Source organism: Streptomyces sp. NPDC017520 (assembly GCF_044329855.1).
Classification (GTDB): domain Bacteria; phylum Actinomycetota; class Actinomycetes; order Streptomycetales; family Streptomycetaceae; genus Streptomyces.
The window spans coordinates 593,469-610,271 of sequence record NZ_JBIRKB010000002.1; the positions used below are offsets into that span (position 1 = coordinate 593,469).

Annotated in this window: 12 protein-coding genes; 8 read left to right on the top strand and 4 right to left on the bottom strand. The window is 73.1% G+C overall.

The features are described from left to right. Nucleotides 1–113 precede the first annotated feature (113 nt). From ACH4KB_RS06715 to ACH4KB_RS06740, 6 genes are all read left to right on the top strand, one after another. Entirely contained in the window at nucleotides 114–1,160 is a 1,047-nt protein-coding gene (locus tag ACH4KB_RS06715) for an MBL fold metallo-hydrolase (protein WP_398064272.1), read from the top strand. Between the two features lie 345 nt (nucleotides 1,161–1,505). Next, complete coding sequence (locus ACH4KB_RS06720) at nucleotides 1,506–2,756, top strand: prenyltransferase/squalene oxidase repeat-containing protein (protein WP_398064275.1); 1,251 nt, start codon at nucleotides 1,506–1,508, stop codon at nucleotides 2,754–2,756. Further along, complete coding sequence (locus tag ACH4KB_RS06725) at nucleotides 2,753–3,517, top strand: SCO2322 family protein (RefSeq protein ID WP_398064277.1); 765 nt, start codon at nucleotides 2,753–2,755, stop codon at nucleotides 3,515–3,517. The genes ACH4KB_RS06720 and ACH4KB_RS06725 overlap by 4 nt, the downstream gene beginning before the upstream one ends. Then, on the top strand, nucleotides 3,514–4,785 hold the full coding sequence (locus ACH4KB_RS06730) for an energy-coupling factor transporter transmembrane component T (RefSeq protein WP_398064279.1): 1,272 nt from the start codon (nucleotides 3,514–3,516) through the stop codon (nucleotides 4,783–4,785). Before ACH4KB_RS06725 ends, ACH4KB_RS06730 begins: the two co-directional genes overlap by 4 nt. Beyond that, complete coding sequence (locus ACH4KB_RS06735; protein ID WP_398064281.1) at nucleotides 4,782–6,494, top strand: ATP-binding cassette domain-containing protein; 1,713 nt, start codon at nucleotides 4,782–4,784, stop codon at nucleotides 6,492–6,494. The genes ACH4KB_RS06730 and ACH4KB_RS06735 overlap by 4 nt, the downstream gene beginning before the upstream one ends. Continuing rightward, entirely contained in the window at nucleotides 6,491–7,465 is a 975-nt protein-coding gene (locus tag ACH4KB_RS06740) for an ECF transporter S component (RefSeq protein WP_398064283.1), read from the top strand. The genes ACH4KB_RS06735 and ACH4KB_RS06740 overlap by 4 nt, the downstream gene beginning before the upstream one ends. A 15-nt stretch (nucleotides 7,466–7,480) precedes the next feature. Here ACH4KB_RS06740 and ACH4KB_RS06745 read toward each other — a convergent pair whose 3' ends face one another. Beyond that, entirely contained in the window at nucleotides 7,481–8,659 is a 1,179-nt protein-coding gene (locus ACH4KB_RS06745) for a steroid 3-ketoacyl-CoA thiolase (protein ID WP_050357854.1), read from the bottom strand. Nucleotides 8,660–8,964: 305 nt separating this feature from the next. Between ACH4KB_RS06745 and ACH4KB_RS06750 the strand changes: the two genes are divergently transcribed. Continuing rightward, nucleotides 8,965–10,218, top strand: a complete 1,254-nt coding sequence (locus ACH4KB_RS06750) for a cytochrome P450 (RefSeq protein WP_398064286.1) — start codon at nucleotides 8,965–8,967, stop codon at nucleotides 10,216–10,218. Between the two features lie 152 nt (nucleotides 10,219–10,370). On the opposite strand, the gene ACH4KB_RS06755 is transcribed toward ACH4KB_RS06750, so the two are convergent. After that, complete coding sequence (locus ACH4KB_RS06755; protein ID WP_398064289.1) at nucleotides 10,371–12,578, bottom strand: bifunctional glycosyltransferase 87/phosphatase PAP2 family protein; 2,208 nt, start codon at nucleotides 12,576–12,578, stop codon at nucleotides 10,371–10,373. Between the two features lie 148 nt (nucleotides 12,579–12,726). After that, nucleotides 12,727–13,875: a serpin family protein gene (locus tag ACH4KB_RS06760; RefSeq protein ID WP_398064676.1), complete on the bottom strand. Its 1,149-nt coding sequence runs from the start codon at nucleotides 13,873–13,875 to the stop codon at nucleotides 12,727–12,729. A gap of 124 nt (nucleotides 13,876–13,999) precedes the next feature. Between ACH4KB_RS06760 and ACH4KB_RS06765 the strand changes: the two genes are divergently transcribed. Further along, the gene (locus ACH4KB_RS06765; RefSeq protein WP_398064291.1) at nucleotides 14,000–14,488 is read left to right on the top strand and encodes a GNAT family N-acetyltransferase; all 489 of its coding nucleotides are present in this window, start codon (nucleotides 14,000–14,002) and stop codon (nucleotides 14,486–14,488) included. A gap of 93 nt (nucleotides 14,489–14,581) precedes the next feature. Here the strand turns inward: ACH4KB_RS06765 and ACH4KB_RS06770 are convergent, their stop codons facing one another. After that, a complete protein-coding gene (locus ACH4KB_RS06770; RefSeq protein ID WP_398064678.1) occupies nucleotides 14,582–16,708 on the bottom strand; it encodes a DHA2 family efflux MFS transporter permease subunit in 2,127 nt (708 codons plus the stop codon). Nucleotides 16,709–16,803: the final 95 nt, after the last annotated feature.

Below are 16,803 nucleotides of genomic sequence, written 5' to 3' on the forward strand. Positions count from 1 at the left end.
CCCCAGGAGTCCACGGCGCGGACCGCCCCCAGCCGTCGGACAGTTGGGAGACCCGGGCTACCACTGGAACGAGTTCTCGTTACAGTGGAGGCCGATACGGCGAGGGGGAGCCCATGACGCAGGCGACGCAGGTGACCGACCACGGCGGGGGCGTCCACAGCATCAAGGTCCCCATCCCCGACAACCCGCTGGGCCACACCCTGGTCCACCTCGTCGACACCGACCGGGGGCCGGTCCTCATCGACACCGGCTGGGACGACCCGGCGTCCTGGGAGACCCTGGCCGCCGGACTGACCGCCCTCGGCACCACCGTCGCCGACATCCACGGCGTCGTCATCACCCACCACCACCCCGACCACCACGGTCTCTCCGGCCGGGTGCGCGAGGCGTCCGGGGCCTGGATCGCGATGCACGAGGCCGACACCGCGATCGTCCGGCGCACCCGGGAATCCGAGCCCGGCACCTGGCTCGACTACCTCACCCGCAAGCTCGCCGCCGTCGGCGCGCCGGACGAACACCTCGCCCCGTTGCGCGCCGCCCGCGGCGGAGGGCGGCCGGGGACGCTGCCAGGGCTGCGCGCCGCCCTGCCCGACCGGGAGATCGCGCCCGGCGAGCTGCTCGACCTCGCCGGGCGGCGGCTGCGGGCCGTCTGGACGCCCGGACACACCCCGGGGCACGTCTGCCTCCATCTGGAGGAGCTCCATCCGGCGGCCCTGCCGGGGCAGGGGCGGCTGTTCTCGGGGGACCATCTGCTGCCGGGGATCAGCCCGCACATCGGGCTGTACGAGGACCCCGACGACACGACGGTCACCGATCCCCTCGGCGACTACCTCGCCTCGCTGGAGCGGATCGGCCGCCTCGGGGTCGCCGAGGTGCTGCCCGCGCACCAGTACGCGTTCACCGACGCGGGCGGGCGGGTGCGGGAGCTGCTGGACCACCACGAGGAGCGGCTGACCGGGCTCCTCGCACTGCTCGCCACGCCCCTCACCCCGTGGCAGGTCGCGGAGCGGATGGAGTGGAACCGGCCCTGGGAGCAGATCCCGCACGGCTCGCGGTCCATCGCCGTCTCCGAGGCCGAGTCCCATCTGCGGCGGCTCGTGAAGCTCGGCCGCGCGGAGGCCGTACCGGGCGGGCCCCCGGTGACGTACACCGCCGTCTGACGCCGCCGTCTGATCACCGCCGTGGCGCACGCCCCCGTCGACGTACACCGCCGTCTGATCACCGCCATGGCGCACGCCCCCGGCCACGCCCCCGGCCGCCGGCCGCGGACCGGTAGAGTGGGCAGGTCGTCATCATGCCCGTACAGGGGAAGCCGGTACGCATCCGGCGCAGTGCCCCAGCCGTGACCCGTCCGCCCGACGGCAGCCGGACCGCCCGCCGCGGAGCGTGACCGGCTCGGGCCACCGGAACCCCGGTGGCCGGCACCGTCGAGGCATACGGGGCCGGAGCCCGGGGACCTCGTGTGCCCGGGGAGTCCGGCCCTCGCAGGAGAGGCCCAGCCAGCCATGACCGTACGCCGCAGCGCAGCCGCGCTCGCGACCACCGCCGTGCTCCTGGGCGCGGCCGCACCTGTAGCGGTCGCCGCGCCGAGTCCCTCCCCGTCGGCGGAGCTGCCGGCCGGGCTCTACGGCACCACGGACCCCACGTACGACGGGGTGTGGCGGCAGTCGCTGGCCTTCCTCGCGCAGAAGATCGAGTACGTCACGCCGTCCACCGCCGCCGTCGACTGGCTGGTGGGCCAGCAGTGCGACAGCGGGGCGTTCACCTCGTACCGCGACGCCTCCAAGCCCTGTGACGCCTCCACGGTGATGGACACCAATGCCACCGCCGTCGCCGTGCAGGCCCTCGTCGAGATCAACCAGCGCCGCGACGACGCCAACAACGGGGCCGACTGGCTGAAGTCCGTGCAGAACGAGGACGGCGGCTGGGGCTACAACCCCGGCAGCCCGTCCGACGCCAACTCCACGTCCATCGTGATCGGCGCGCTCGCCCGGACCGGTGTCCCGGTCAACGAGCTCACCACCGCCGACGGCAGCACCCCGTACACCGCGCTCCAGTCGCTGGCCATCCCCTGCGGGGACGAGGACGGCGGCGCGTTCGCGTACCAGCCGGGCAAGAAGGGCGAGCTGACCGCCAACCTGGACGCCACCGCGGCCTCGGTGCTCGGCCTGATGGGCAAGGGCATCGCCTCCGGCACGTCCAACGCGGTCAAGGACCCCTCCTGCACGAAGGGCGACGACCTCAGCCCGGAGCAGACCGCCCAGAACGGCTCCTTCTTCCTCGCGGACGCCTTGAAGAAGTCGCCGTACCTGGTGCAGGCCCCGATGCCGGGCGCCGAGAACACCGAGCCGCAGCCCGACTACGGCAACACCGCGGACGCGGTCGTCGCGCTCGCCGCGTCCGGGCACACGGACAAGGCCGAGGCCTCCGTCGCCTGGCTCCAGAAGAACGCCACCGACTGGGCGAAGCAGGGCGGCCCGGCCGCCACCGCACAGCTGATCCTCGCGGCGCACGCCACCGGCGCGGACGCCCGCAGCTTCGGCGGCGTCAACCTCGTGAAGCAGCTCAACACGATGGGCCCCGCCCCGGCCGCCACCGCCCTCCCCTCGCCCACACCGACCGGCCCGCAGCCCTCCAGCGGCACCGACAGCGACGACAGCGGACTGAGCCTGGGGTGGCTGATCGGCATCGGTCTCGTCGCCGGGGCGGGCATCGGCTTCGTACTGAGCATGCGCCGGAAGAAGCAGCAGCCGTGAGCCGTACGCCAGTCCCGGCGCGACGACGCAACCCCGCCACCGCACGGCTGCGAAATCCCGCCGTCGCGCGGCTGCGGAATCCTCTCGTCGCACTGCTGGCCGCCCTGGTCGCCGCCTCGGCCGTCCTCCTCGGCGCGGGGAGCGCCGAGGCCTCCGGTTACCGCTACTGGTCCTTCTGGGAGGGCAACGGCAAGAACTGGGAGTACGCCACCCAGGGGCCGTCGCTGCTGCGCCCGGACGACGGTGCGGTCCAGGGCTTCCGGTTCGCCGTGAGCGAGGACTCGGGCGATGCCGCACAGCCGCGCCGCGCCCCCGACTTCGGGGCGATCTGCGCGGGCACTCCCGCGAAGGACGGACAGAAGCGGGTGGCGCTGGTGATCGACCCCGGTACGGCGGCGGACGCCCCCGACGGGCAGAAGCCGCCCGCCCCGCGCACGGCGTGCGCGCAGGTGGCACCGGACGCCAGCAGCGCGGAGGCGCTCGCCGCGGTGGCGAAGCCGCTGCGGTACGACAGCAGCGCCATGCTCTGCGCGATCTCGGGCTACCCCGAGGCGGGCTGCGGCGAACAGGTGTCCGGTGAGGACGGCAGCGCGGAGCCGTCCGCCCCCGCGGGGACGGGCGACGCGTCGAAGTCCGCCGACGACTCGGGCGACGGGTCCCCGGAGGGCGCCGGCGGCCCGTCCGTCGGGCTCCTCGTCGGTATCGGCGCCATCCTGCTGCTGGGCGTCGCCGCCGTGGTCCAGGCCCGCCGCCGCCGGTGACCGCCTCCCCCGCCCCGGCTCCGGCCCGGCTGCTGCGCCGTGCCCTGCACGCCCCCGAGGCGGACCGCGGCAACGCGCTGCCCGCCGGGGCGTGGTGGCTGTGGGCGCTGGGTCTGGCCACCGCCGCGTCCCGGACGACGAACCCCCTGCTGCTGGGGCTGCTCGTCGGGGTGGCGGGGTATGTGGTGGCGGCGCGGCGGACGGATGCGCCGTGGGCCCGCTCCTACGGCGCGTTCGTCAAGCTCGGGCTGTTCGTGGTGGCGGTGCGGCTGCTGTTCTCGGTCTTCCTCGGTTCGTCGATCCCCGGCTCCCACACGGTGTTCGTCCTCCCCGAACTGCCGCTGCCCGACTGGGCGCAGGGCGTGCGGATCGGTGGCCGGGTCACCGCCGAACAGCTGGTCTTCTCGCTGTACGAGGGGATGAAGCTGGCCGCGCTGCTGATCTGCGTCGGTGCGGCGAACGCGCTGGCCAACCCGGCGCGGCTGCTGAAGTCGCTGCCGGGTGCGCTGTACGAGGCGGGGGTCGCCGTCGTGGTCGCGATGACGTTCGCGCCGAACATGGTGGCCGATGTGGTCCGGCTGCGCACCGCGCGCCGGCTGCGGGGGCGGCCGACCGGAGGTGTGCGGGCCGTGGCGCAGATCGGGCTGCCGGTGCTGGAGGGGGCGCTGGAGCGGTCGGTGGCGGTGGCCGCGTCGATGGACGCGCGCGGGTACGGGCGTACGGCGCAGGTCCCGGCCGCCGTCCGGCACACCACGAACGTCCTCACCCTGGGCGGGCTGCTCGGGGTGTGCGCCGGCACGTACGGGCTGCTGGCCGCGCAGGGGGCGGTGTACGGGCTGCCGTTGCTGCTGGCCGGTCTGGTCATCGCGATGGCCGGGCTGCGGCTCGGGGGGCGGCGCTCGGTGCGCACCCGGTACCGGCCGGACCGGTGGGGCGTTCGGGCCTGGCTGGTGGCGGGCTCGGGTGCGGTGGTCGCGGCGGCGATGATCTGGGCGGGCGCGGTGGATCCGGTAGCGCTGCGCCCCGGGGTCGTACCGCTGGTCGCGCCGGCGCTGCCGCTGTGGCCCGCGGCGGCCGTGCTGGTCGGGCTGCTGCCCGCGCTGGTCGCCCCCGTGCCGCGGTCCACGTACGGGGGCGGAAAGCCGTCCGCGCACAGGACCGGGGAGCCGTCCGCGCACAGGACCGGGAAGCAGTCCTCGTACGAGGACGAGAGGCCGTCCGCGTACGGGACCGGGAAACAGGCTCGTATCGGCAAGGAGCAGGCGTGATCAGGTTCGAGCGGGTCTCCGTGCGGTACGAGGGCACGGAGCACCCCACGCTGTCCGACGTCGACCTCACGGTCCCCGAGGGTGAACTCGTCCTGCTCGTCGGCCCCTCCGGTGTCGGCAAGTCGACTCTGCTGGGTACGGTCTCCGGGCTCGTCCCGCACTTCACGGGCGGGCTGCTGTCGGGCCGGGTCACGGTGGGCGGCCGGGACACCCGTACGCACAAGCCCCGCGAACTGGCCGATCTGGTCGGCACGGTGGGCCAGGACCCGTTGGCCCACTTCGTCACGGACACCGTCGAGGACGAGCTGGCGTACGGCATGGAGTCGCTGGGTCTCGCCCCCGACGTGATGCGCCGCCGGGTCGAGGAGACGCTCGATCTGCTGGGCCTGGCCGAGCTGCGCGACCGGCCGATCGCGACCCTGTCGGGCGGCCAGCAGCAGCGGGTGGCGATCGGTTCGGTGCTCACCCCGCACCCGAGGGTGCTGGTGCTGGACGAGCCGACCTCCGCGCTGGACCCGGCGGCGGCCGAGGAGGTCCTCGCGGTGCTCCAGCGGCTGGTGCACGACCTGGGCACGACCGTGCTGATGGCCGAGCACCGGCTGGAGCGCGTGGTGCAGTACGCGGACCAGGTCGTCCTGCTGCCCGCCCCGGGCGTCGCCCCCGTGATGGGGCCGCCCGCCGAGATCATGAAGGTGTCGCCGGTACGGCCCCCGGTGGCCGAGCTGGGACTGCTCGCGGGCTGGGACCCGCTGCCCCTGTCGGTACGGGACGCCCGGCGCGGGGCGGGCGGGCTGCGGGAGCGGCTGGCGGAGGCGTCGCCGCCCGTGCCCCCGGAGGCGCCGTCCGGTCGGTCCGTCGCGCCCCCGCCCGTGGCGCAGGCCGCCCGGCCCGGCCGGTTCGCCCGGCTCCTGGGGCGTGGGGCCGCCGCCCCGGCCACCCCGGTCGCCGATCCGGTCACCCGGGTCGACGGGCTCGGGGTGCGGCGCGGCCGGGTCGAGGCGCTGCGACGGGTGACGCTCACCGTGGCCCCGGGCGAGACGGTGGCCCTGATGGGCCGCAACGGGGCCGGCAAGTCCTCGCTGCTCGGCGCGCTCGTCGGCATGATCGAGCCCACCGCGGGCACCGTGCGCGTCGGCGGCCTGGCCCCGGCCCGGACGGACCCGCGGGCGATGGTGCGCCGGGTCGGCCTCGTACCGCAGGAGCCGCGCGATCTGCTGTACGCGGACACGGTGGCCGCCGAGTGCGCCGCCGCCGACCGGGACGCGGGCGCGGCGGAGGGTTCCTGCCGGGCGCTGGTGTCGGAGCTGCTGCCGGGCGTCGGGGACGACATCCACCCCCGGGACCTCTCCGAGGGCCAGCGGCTCGCCCTGGCCCTGGCGCTGGTGCTGACGGGCCGCCCGCCGCTGTTGCTGCTGGACGAGCCGACGCGGGGCCTGGACTACGCGGCGAAGGCCAGGCTCGTCGGGGTGCTGCGCGGTCTGGCGGCCGAGGGGCACGCGATCATCCTGGCGACGCACGACGTGGAGCTGGCGGCCGAGCTGGCGCACCGGGTGGTGATCCTCGCCGACGGGGAGGTCGTCGCGGACGGCCCGACCGGGCGCGTGGTGGTCTCCTCGCCCGCGTTCGCCCCGCAGACGGCGAAGATCCTGGCCCCGCAGGGGTGGCTGACCGTGTCCCAGGTGCGCGGCGCGCTGGAGGCGGGCGGATGAGCGAGAAGGAGGCCGTCGTCCGGGAGCGGGCGGCCCGGCCCGTGCGGCTCGGGCCGAAGTCGGTCGCCGTCCTGTTGCTGACCGGGGCCGTCGGTGTGGTCGCCTTCGGGTGGCCGCTGCTGGCGGACACCGGGTCCGGGCTGGCGCACGCGCAGGACGCACCCTGGCTGTTCGCGGCGCTGCTGCCGCTGCTCGTCGCGGTGGTGGTGGCGACGATCTCCGAGTCCGGCATGGACGCGAAGGCCGTCGCGATGCTCGGGGTGCTGGCGGCGGTCGGGGCGGCGTTGCGCCCGCTCGGCGCCGGGACGGCGGGCCTGGAGCCGATGTTCTTCCTGATGGTGCTGAGCGGGCGGGTGCTGGGCCCCGGATTCGGCTTCGTCCTCGGCTCGGTGACCATGTTCGCCTCGGCGCTGCTGACCGGCGGGGTGGGCCCGTGGATGCCGTTCCAGATGCTGTCGATGGGCTGGTTCACCATGGGCGCGGGGCTGCTGCCCGGAGCGGACCGGCTGCGCGGGCGGGTTGAGCAGGCGATGCTGGCGGCGTACGGGTGCGCGGCGGCGTTCGCGTACGGCGTGGTGATGAACCTCCAGGGCTGGCCGCTCATCACGGGGCTCGGTTCGGGGATCTCGTTCGACGGGGACGACCCGCTGCGCGAGAACCTGGCGCGCTTCCTCGCGTACTACGTCACGACCTCGCTGGGCTGGGACCTGGGGCGGGCGGTGCTGACGGTGGTCCTGACCCTGACGCTCGGCCCGACCCTGCTGAGGGCGCTGCGCCGGGCCACCCGCCGCGCCGCCTTCGACGCGCGCGCCGTGTTCGGGGAGCCGGAGGAGGCCGGGAAGCAGCCCGGGGAGCAGGCAGGTAAGCGGCCCGGAAAGCAGCACGGGAAGCAGGCACGTAAGCGGCCCGGAAAGCAGCCGGGGAAGCAGCCAGGGAAGCGGCCCGAGGGGACTGCCCCGGGCTCGCCATGACGTGCCCTCACGGGGTCACAGCCGCTGGATGATCGTGCCCGTCGCCAGGGCCCCTCCCGCGCACATCGTGATGAGCGCGAACTCCTTGTCGCGGCGTTCCAGCTCGTGCAGAGCCGTGGTGATCAGCCGGGCGCCCGTCGCGCCGACCGGGTGGCCCAGCGCGATCGCGCCGCCGTTGACGTTGACCTTCTCCAGGCCGTCGAGGTCCGCCTCGAACTCCTGCGCCCAGCTCAGCACCACCGACGCGAACGCCTCGTTGATCTCGACGAGGTCGATGTCCCGCAGCGTCATGCCCGCCTTGCCGAGCACCGCCCGGGTCGCGTCGATCGGGCCGTCCAGATGGAAGTGCGGGTCGGAGCCGACGAGGGCCTGGGCCACGATCCGGGCCCGCGGCTTGAGCTTCAGGGCCCGGGCCATGCGCTTGGAGGACCACATGATCGCGCAGGCCCCGTCCGATATCTGCGAGGAGTTCCCGGCGGTGTGGATCGCACTCGGCATGACGGCCTTGAGCCCCGCGAGCGCCTCCATCGAGGTGTCGCGCAGCCCCTCGTCCCGGTCGACGAGCCGCCACATGCCCTGGCCGGCCGCCTGCTCCTCCTCGGTGGTCGGGACCTGGACGGCGTACGTCTCGCGTTTGAAGCGCTCCTCCGCCCAGGCGGCGGCCGCCCGCTGCTGGGAGAGCAGGCCGAGCGCGTCGACCCGTTCCCGGGTCAGGCCGCGCTTGCGGGCGATGCGTTCGGCCGCCTCGAACTGGTTGGGGAGGTCGATGTTCCACTCGTCGGGCCAGGGCTTTCCCGGGCCGTGCTTGGAGCCGCTGCCCAGCGGCACCCGCGACATCGCCTCGACGCCGCAGCTGATGCCCACGTCGATGACCCCGGCGGCCACCATGTTGGCGACCATGTGGGAGGCCTGCTGCGAGGAGCCGCACTGGCAGTCGACGGTGGTGGCGGCGGTCTCGTACGGCAGCCCCACGGTCAGCCAGGCGTTGCGGGCCGGGTTCATGGACTGCTCACCGGCGTGCGTGACGGTACCGCCGACGATCTGTTCGACGCAGTCGGCCTGGATGCCGGTGCGCCCGAGAAGTTCTCGGTAGGTCTCGCCCAGCAGATAGGCGGGGTGCAGATTGGCGAGTGCGCCTCCGCGCCTGCCGATGGGAGTGCGTACGGCTTCGACGATGACGGGTTCCGCGGCCATGAGCTCGTCCTCTCCTCGCGCTTCCGCAGGGGGCGTCCCGGCGCCCACGGAAGGAACTAGTACGCGTTCTAGTTCTGCTAGCAGTCTCGTGACGGCGACCCGGCTGCGCAAGGGGCGTGCACGCACCTGCGCGTGCGCCCCTCCGGCGGCGCGGCGGCCGGCACCGACCGTCGGGGCAAGAGATCCGGCCACGGCTCTTGCCACTTGTAGAACTCGTTACTACCTTGCGGGCAACTTCTGATGGAGCGTCAGACAGTCGCGGCCGACGGACGGTTCGCCGGCTGTTCCGGAGTGGAGAGGTGCCCATGCGCTGCCCCCATCTGCCCGACGGGTTCGACTTCACCGACCCCGACCTCCTCCAAGCCCGTGTGCCACACCCGGAGTTCGCGATGATGCGGGAGACCGCACCGGTCTGGTGGTGCACCCAGCCCCGCAACATCTCCGGGTTCGGCGACGAGGGGTACTGGGCCGTAACCCGTCACGCGGACGTCAAGTACGTCTCCACGCATCCCGAGTTGTTCTCCTCGAACACCAACACCGCCGTCATCCGCTTCAACGAGACGATCAGCCGCGACCAGATCGACGTCCAGAAGCTGATCATGCTGAACATGGACCCGCCGGAGCACACCCGGGTCCGCCAGATCGTCCAGCGCGGCTTCACCCCGCGCGCGGTGCGCTCCCTGGAGACCGCCCTGCGCTCCAGGGCCCGCTCCATCGTCGAGACCGCCCTGGCGTCCGCCGACGCCGATGGCTCCTTCGACTTCGTGACCAACATCGCGGTGGAGCTCCCGCTCCAGGCCATCGCCGAGCTCATCGGCGTACCGCAGGAGGACCGTTCGAAGATCTTCGACTGGTCCAACAAGATGGCCGCGTACGACGATCCGGAGTACGCGATCACCGAGGAGGTCGGCGCCGAGGCGGCGATGGAGATCGTGGCGTACTCGATGAACCTGGCGGCGGCCCGCAAGGAGTGCCCGGCCCAGGACATCGTGAGCCAACTCGTCGCGGCGGAGGGGCAGGGGAACCTGTCCTCGGACGAGTTCGGGTTCTTCGTGATCCTGCTCGCGGTGGCCGGCAACGAGACGACCCGCAACGCGATCAGTCACGGCATGCACGCCTTCCTCACCCACCCCGAACAGTGGGAGCTCTACAAGCGGGAGCGCCCGAAGACCACGGCCGAGGAGATCGTGCGCTGGGCGACGCCGGTCGTCTCCTTCCAGCGGACCGCCACCCAGGACCTGGAACTGGGCGGTCAGCGGATCAGGAAGGGCGAGCGGGTGGGGCTGTTCTACTCCTCGGCCAACAACGACCCCGAGGTGTTCGACGGACCGGAGTCCTTCGACATCGCCCGCGACCCCAACCCGCACCTCGGATTCGGGGGCGGCGGCCCGCATTTCTGCCTGGGCAAGTCGCTGGCGGTGATGGAGATCGACCTCATCTTCAACGCCATCGCCGACGTACTGCCCGACCTGCGGCTCCTGGAGGACCCGCGGCGGCTGCGTTCGGCCTGGCTCAACGGGATCAAGCAGCTCCAGGTGACGACGGTCGCGGCCACCTGACACCGGCGCGCGGCGCCGTCCGGGCCCGGCGCCAGGGTGGCGGGACGTACACGGCAATCCATGCCGAAGGGGTGCCGGAACGGCTGAAACCGTCCCGGCACCCCTTCGGCCTGCTGCTACTTGCCTACCTACCTGCCTACTTGCCTACTTGCCTACTTGCCGCCGACTTTTTCGGCGGGTTCATGCTCCGGTACGAGGGCGGGTCCGGCCGATTCCGAGCCTTCGGCGGATTCCGTGGCCGCGGACGCCTCGGACGCCTTGGAGGTCTCGGAGGTGTCGGAGGTCGCGGAGGTGTCGGAGGTCGCGGAGGTCGCGGAGGCCTCGGCCGCCGGTGGCTCCCCCGGTCCCGTCGCCGTCCCGGTCACCTCCTCCTGCCCGGTCACGAGCTTCCGCGGCCCCGACAGCAGATACGTCAGCCCGAAGCCCATCGCCACGACGAGTGCGCCGCCGGCCGCGTCGAGCACCCAGTGGTTGGCGGTGGCCACGATCGCGGCGATCGTGAAGAGCGGGTGCAGCAGGCCGAGCGCCTTCATCCAGAGCCTCGGGGCCAGCATCACGATGACCACCCCGCACCACAGCGACCAGCCGAAGTGCAGCGACGGCATCGCCGCGTACTGGTTGGTGACGGTGGTCAGCGTCCCGTAGTCGGGCTTCGCGAAGTCCTGCACCCCGTGGACGGTGTCGATGAAGCCGAGGCCGGGCATGAGCCGGGGCGGGGCCAGGGGGTAGAGCCAGAAGCCGACGAGCGCGAGCAGCGTGGCGAAGCCGATGGACGAGCGGACCCAGCGGTAGTCGGCGGGGCGGCGCGCGTACAGCACACCGAGGATCGTCAGCGGGACGATGAAGTGGAACGTGGAGTAGTAGTAGTCGAAGAACTCACGCAGCCAGGTGATCTGCACGACCGCGTGGTTGACCCAGTGCTCGATGTCGATGTGCAGCCACTGCTCGATGGCGTGGATCTGCCGGCCGTGCTCCTCGGCGAGCGGGCGGCCCGCCCTGGCGGCGAGGCGGACCTGGGCGTAGGCGTCGTAGACGACCCGGATGAGCAGGAGTTCCAGCAGCAGGTTGGGGCGGGTGAGGACCCGGCGCCAGAACGGCAGGAGCGGCACGCGTCTCCAGCGCGCCGCGACCGGTTTCGCGTAGTCGGTGGGGACCGGGTGCTGCCAGTACGGCGAGGTGCGGGGCACGAACGGGGCGAGGCAGGCCGCGCCGAGCGCCACGAGGAGCAACACGTTGTCGCGGACCGGGAAGAGCGCCTCGATGTTCGGCAGCAGCATCGTGCCCGGGAGGGTGACGACCAGCAGCACCACGGCCGGCCAGACCAGCCGGTCGGAGGCCCGCTTGCCGACCTTGCCGACGACCGCGAGGAGCACCCAGAGCAGCTGGTGCTGCCAGGCGGTCGGCGAGACGGCGACCACAACACAGCCGGTCACGGCCACCGCCAGAAGCAACTGCCCGTCCTGCGCGTACCGCACCGCGCGCCGCAGTCCGACAACCACGACGGCGGCGGAGAGAACCAGGAACAGGGCGATCTCCACGGGGCCTTCGAGGCCGAGCCTGAGCAGCGCCCCGTGCAGGGACTGGTTGGCGAGGCTGTCCGGCCGCTCCCCCAGTCCGGCGCCCGCGAGATGGTGCACCCAGTACGTCCACGAGTCCTTCGGCGCCGCCGCCCAGGCGGCGGCCGTGGCGAGGGCGAAGGTCACGCCCGCGCTCAGCGACGCCTGCCGTCTGCCGGTCAGCCAGAGCAGGGCGGCGAAGAGCAGCAGCACCGGCTGGAAGGCGGCGGCGAGACCGACGAGGACGCCCGCCGCCCGGTGCTCCCGGACGACGAAGCAGGCCAGGAGCACCAGGAGGACGGGCAGGATGCTGGTCTGGCCCAGGTGCAGGGTGTTGCGGACCGGCAGCGACAGCATGAGCAGGCTGATCGCGACGGGGGCCGCGAGCAGGGCCGTCCGGCGGCCCACCGGCGAGGGCAGGGCCCGGGCCGCGACGACGCCGAGGGCGACGACGAGCAGCAGGGACCCGAACGTCCACGCCACGCCCAGGGCCTCCTGGGCCGACGCGGTGAGAGGTTTCAGGACCAGCCCGGCGAAGGGCGTGCCGGTGAACCGGCCGCTGTCGTACAGCGAGCCCGTCACGTGCAGGACGCCGTTCTCCCCGATCCAGGTCTCCAGGTCGAGGAGCCGTTCCCCCGGTGGCTGCCGGAGCACCACCGCCACCTGCCGTACCGCCAGCACGGCCACGACCAGCCAGAGCAGGGCCCGGACCAGCCCGGTTCTGCCTCCCGTGTCCGTCGCCGCGTCACCGCGCACACTGTGATCCGCATTCACCACGCTGCGCCGACCCTCCCACCGTTCCATGCATCGCCCCTTCGAGTGGGGGCATGCCGGATGAAGCCTCGCATTGCCCTACGAGGTAGACACAATCAACCCCCTCTTTGCCTGACTGTCATCCTGCTTCGGTCCGGAAGAAGTCGTCCGTGGGGATGACGGGGGCCGCTGACAGGTCTCAGGCGTTCGGGTCGGCGGGGGCCTGGGCCTGCCACGCGGTGAACAGCGGGGTGTCCTCGGTCCCGGCCAGCACGACGATGCCGAAGGGGCGGTCGAAGGCGATGTGGTGCACCCGCTGGGGCCGGGGGGCGGCGCCCGCCGCCCGCATCGCGACCACCGTCACGGCCGCGGCCTCCACGCCGTCCTCGGCGATCTTCAGCACGGCCTCCTGGACCACGTCGGAGATGGCGAGGGGTTCGTGTGAGAGACCGGAGAAGTCCGCGGCGTCCGTCAGGGCCAGCCGGACGCCGAGGGAGGCCAGCTGCCCGGTGACGGGCACCCGCGTCCGCAGGGTGAGCCGGGGCAGCCCGATGGTCACCCGGTCGGTGTCCAGCGGGACGCCCGCGGCCCGGGGCGCACAGCCCACGGGCAGTACCCGGCCGGCCCCGGCCCCCGGCTCGCCCAGGACGAGGCGGACCCGGGCCCCGGGGCCGCCGCCCGGTTCGGTCGCGCAGCGCAGCTCGACGACGTAGGCCCCGCCGGCCGTCCAGGCGTCGGTCGGCGGCACGTCCTTGGCCATGGTCGGCACCCGACCCACCGTCCCCGCCGCGTCGGTGAACGGCAGGTCCTGGGTCCGCCGGGCCTCGAACGGCTTCTCCCAGCGGGCCTTCAGCGCCAGGACGTTGACCAGTGCGAGGAGGGTCTCGTCGGTGATCTCCAGCGGCAGCCGCTCGATCAGCCCTCCGGTGGCCTCGCGGACCCAGGCGTCGACGGCCGCCACGTCCACCGGATCGAAGCGGACGTCCGGCAGCGCCTCCTGGAACGCGGGGAGGACGGGCACCCGCCCCCAGACCCGGGTGGCCACACCCAGCGCTCCGGTCCGGGCCAGCGCGCGGGCCAGCTCCGTGACGGCCGGCGCGGCCTCCCGGTCCGCGGTGCCGAGGAGCGCCCGCAGCTCGGCCGCGGTCGCGCCACGCGCACCGGCGGCCACGGCGGCCAGGGCGAGCCAGAGCCCGGCGGGCGAGCACACGAAGCCGGCGCCCGTCCCCGCCCCCGTACCGCCGGGACCCTTTCCCGCGGCCATGCCGTCCCGTATCCAGCGCTCGGCGAGGCGCTGGACGGCTCGGGTCGTGGTCACGGCGTCGATCGCGGTCGCGGTGCCGGTCATGGCGTCGGTGCCGGTGCCGGTGTCGGTGCCGGTCATGGCGTCGGTCGCGGACACGTCCGTCATTACTGCCCCCTACAGGTCAATTGCGTCGTCGTTCGGCCGTGCGGCAGCAAGAATGCCCCACATGACCTGGACCGTGGCCGCCGAACCATTCGACTCCCCCGACGCGAGCGCCCTGCGCCGTGACTACTACGACGAGGTCGCCAGCCGTTACTGGCAGCGGCCCGCCACCGCCGAGGAGATCGACGACGGGCTCGACGGCGACGGGGCCGACCTGCTCGAACCGCCGACCGGGCAGTTCGTCGTCGGCCGGTACGGGAGCAAGGCGGCCGGCTGCGCCGGGCTGGTGCTGACGGAGTCCGCCGGTCCGGGCACGGCGGAGCTGACGCGCGTGTACGTGCGCCCGGCGTTCCGGGGCACGGGCGGCGGCGGGCTGCTGCTGGCCGCGGTGGAGGAGGAGGCGAGGGCCTACGGCGTACGGCTGCTGCGGCTCGACACCCGCAACGACCTGGTCGAGGCGCGCGGGCTGTACACGAAGCACGGATACCGGGAAGTGCCGGCGTTCCACCGCCGCAATCAGTACGCGCAGCACTGGTTCGCCAAGGAGCTGTGACGGCCGCATCCGGGCCCGGGCCCGGGCCCGGATGCGGATGCGGATGCGGATGCGTCACATGCTCAGGCGGGCGGGGGGCGGTGGCCGCGCTCGTCAGTCACGGCCGTCGGGCCGCCGGTCGTGGCCCTCGCGCTCGTCGAAGCGCCGTTCGTTGGCCTCGCGCTCGTCGTGGCGCAGATGGGCCTCGTGGTCGCGGGGCGGCTGCGGGGTGTGGGGGCGCTCCCTGGTCGAGCCGGTGACCTCGGCGGTCAGTTCGCTGACGAGTCTGACGAGGTCGGTGGGGCGCTCGGGGCCCCACCAGTCGCCGAGGAGTTCGGCGAGGGAGTCCTCGCGGGCCTGCGAGAGCCGGACGACGGCCTCGGCCCCGGTGTCGGTGAGGATCATCTGGAGGCCCTCCCGGCGGGCCAGTCCGCGTTCCTCGACCTGCCGGGCCGCATCGGTGATCACGTGCAGGGGCACGGGCGCCGTCTCGGCGAGCCGGGCGGGTTCGACGGTGCCGTGCCGCTTGATCCGCAGGAGCAGCCAACTGGCGGCGGGCAGCAGGTCGTACCCCGCCCGCGCGGTGATCCTCTCGTAGATCTCACGGCGGCCCTCCCGGGTCGCGAGCACCGAGAGGGCGCGGGCGCACTCGTCGTACGAGGAGCGCTCGACGGGGTTGGAGGCGAGCGTCTGACTGGTGTCGGGGGCGGTCACCGAGCCCCGGAGCTTGTCCTCACGGAGGAACCAGGCGAGGACGAAGGCCAGGAGGACCACGGGGACGGCGTACAGGAAGACGTCCGTGATGGAGGTGGAGTACGCGCCGAGGACGGAGGGCCGCAGATCGGGCGGGAGCTGCCCGATGGCCCGGGGGTCGGCGGCCAGCCGCCCCGCGTCGACACCCGGCGGCAGCGGCTGCCCGGTGAGCGCGTCCGTGAGCTGCCCGGTCAGCCGGTTGGCGAAGATGGTCCCGAAGATGGCCACGCCGAACGCGGAGCCGATGGACCGGAAGAACGTCACGCCGGAGGTGGCGACACCGAGATCCCGGTAGGAGACGGAGTTCTGGGCGACCAGGACGAGGACCTGCATCACCAGGCCGAGACCGGCGCCGAAGACGAAGAAGAAGGCGCTCATCAACCAGGTTGAGCTGTTCTCGTCGAGCTGGTGGAGCAGCAGCAGCCCGACGGCGGTGATGGCGGTGCCCAGGATGGGGAAGACCTTCCAGCGGCCGGTGCGGCTGACGATCTGGCCGGAGCCGGTCGAGGTGATCAGCAGGCCGAACACCATCGGAAGCATGTGCACGCCGGACATCGTCGGGGTGATGTCGTGGACCACCTGGAGGAAGGTCGGCAGGTAGGTCATCGCGCCGAACATGGCGAAGCCGATGACGAAGCTGATCACGGCGACGAGGGCGAAGGTCCTGATCCGGAAGAGTTTCAGCGGCAGTACGGGTTCGACCGCGCGCCGCTCGGCGGCGATGAAGGCCACGAGCAGCACGACGGCGAGCACCGCGAGCCCGATGATCTGCGGAGAACTCCAGGCCCAGGTCGTACCGCCGAGGGAGGCGACGAGCACCAGGGCGGTGGCGACGGCCGCGATGAGGAAGGTGCCGAGGTAGTCGATGGTGTGCTTCTCGCGGCGGACCGGGATGTGCAGGACGGCCGCGATGACGACCAGCGCGACGACGCCGATCGGCAGGTTGATGTAGAAGACCCAGCGCCAGCTGAGGTGTTCGGTGAAGAAGCCGCCGAGGAGGGGCCCGAGGACACTCGTCACGCCGAAGACCGCGCCGAAGAGCCCTTGGTACTTGCCGCGTTCGCGCGGTGTGACGAGGTCGCCGACGATGGCCATCGACAGCACCATGAGCCCGCCGCCGCCGAGCCCCTGGAGGGCCCGGAAGCCGATCAGCTGGGGCATGTTCTGGGCGACCCCGCAGAGGGCGGAGCCGATCAGGAAGATCACGATCGCGGTCTGGAAGAGCTTCTTGCGGCCGTACTGGTCACCGAGCTTGCCCCACAGCGGGGTCGCCGCGGTGGCCGCCAGCAGGTAGGCGGTCACCACCCAGGACAGGTGGTCGAGGCCGCCGAGCTCACTGACGATCGTCGGGAGCGCCGTGGAGACGATGGTCTGATCGAGTGCCGCGAGGAGCATGCCGAGGAGTAGCGCACCGATCGCCACCAGGACGCTCCGGTGGGACTGCCCCTCACCGGGCGCCGGGGGTGACGGGCTCAGCTGCCGGGCCATGGGCGTCTCCTCGATCCGCTGCGTCCACTGATCCACTACACCCCCATCCTGGACGTTTCGCCCTGTTATGGCCTGCCGGGGGCGCGTCGGGCTCC

Bases quoted from the DNA above. Each gene is read 5' to 3' on its own strand.
- ACH4KB_RS06745 (WP_050357854.1), bottom strand. From the start codon at position 8,659: ATGGCCGCGGAACCCGTCATCGTCGAAGCCGTACGCACTCCCATCGGC.
- ACH4KB_RS06715 (WP_398064272.1), top strand. From the start codon at position 114: ATGACGCAGGCGACGCAGGTGACCGACCACGGCGGGGGCGTCCACAGC.
- ACH4KB_RS06720 (WP_398064275.1), top strand. From the start codon at position 1,506: ATGACCGTACGCCGCAGCGCAGCCGCGCTCGCGACCACCGCCGTGCTC.
- ACH4KB_RS06755 (WP_398064289.1), bottom strand. From the start codon at position 12,578: ATGGAACGGTGGGAGGGTCGGCGCAGCGTGGTGAATGCGGATCACAGT.
- ACH4KB_RS06760 (WP_398064676.1), bottom strand. From the start codon at position 13,875: ATGACCGGCACCGCGACCGCGATCGACGCCGTGACCACGACCCGAGCC.
- ACH4KB_RS06765 (WP_398064291.1), top strand. From the start codon at position 14,000: ATGACCTGGACCGTGGCCGCCGAACCATTCGACTCCCCCGACGCGAGC.
- ACH4KB_RS06750 (WP_398064286.1), top strand. From the start codon at position 8,965: ATGCGCTGCCCCCATCTGCCCGACGGGTTCGACTTCACCGACCCCGAC.
- ACH4KB_RS06770 (WP_398064678.1), bottom strand. From the start codon at position 16,708: ATGGCCCGGCAGCTGAGCCCGTCACCCCCGGCGCCCGGTGAGGGGCAG.
- ACH4KB_RS06740 (WP_398064283.1), top strand. From the start codon at position 6,491: ATGAGCGAGAAGGAGGCCGTCGTCCGGGAGCGGGCGGCCCGGCCCGTG.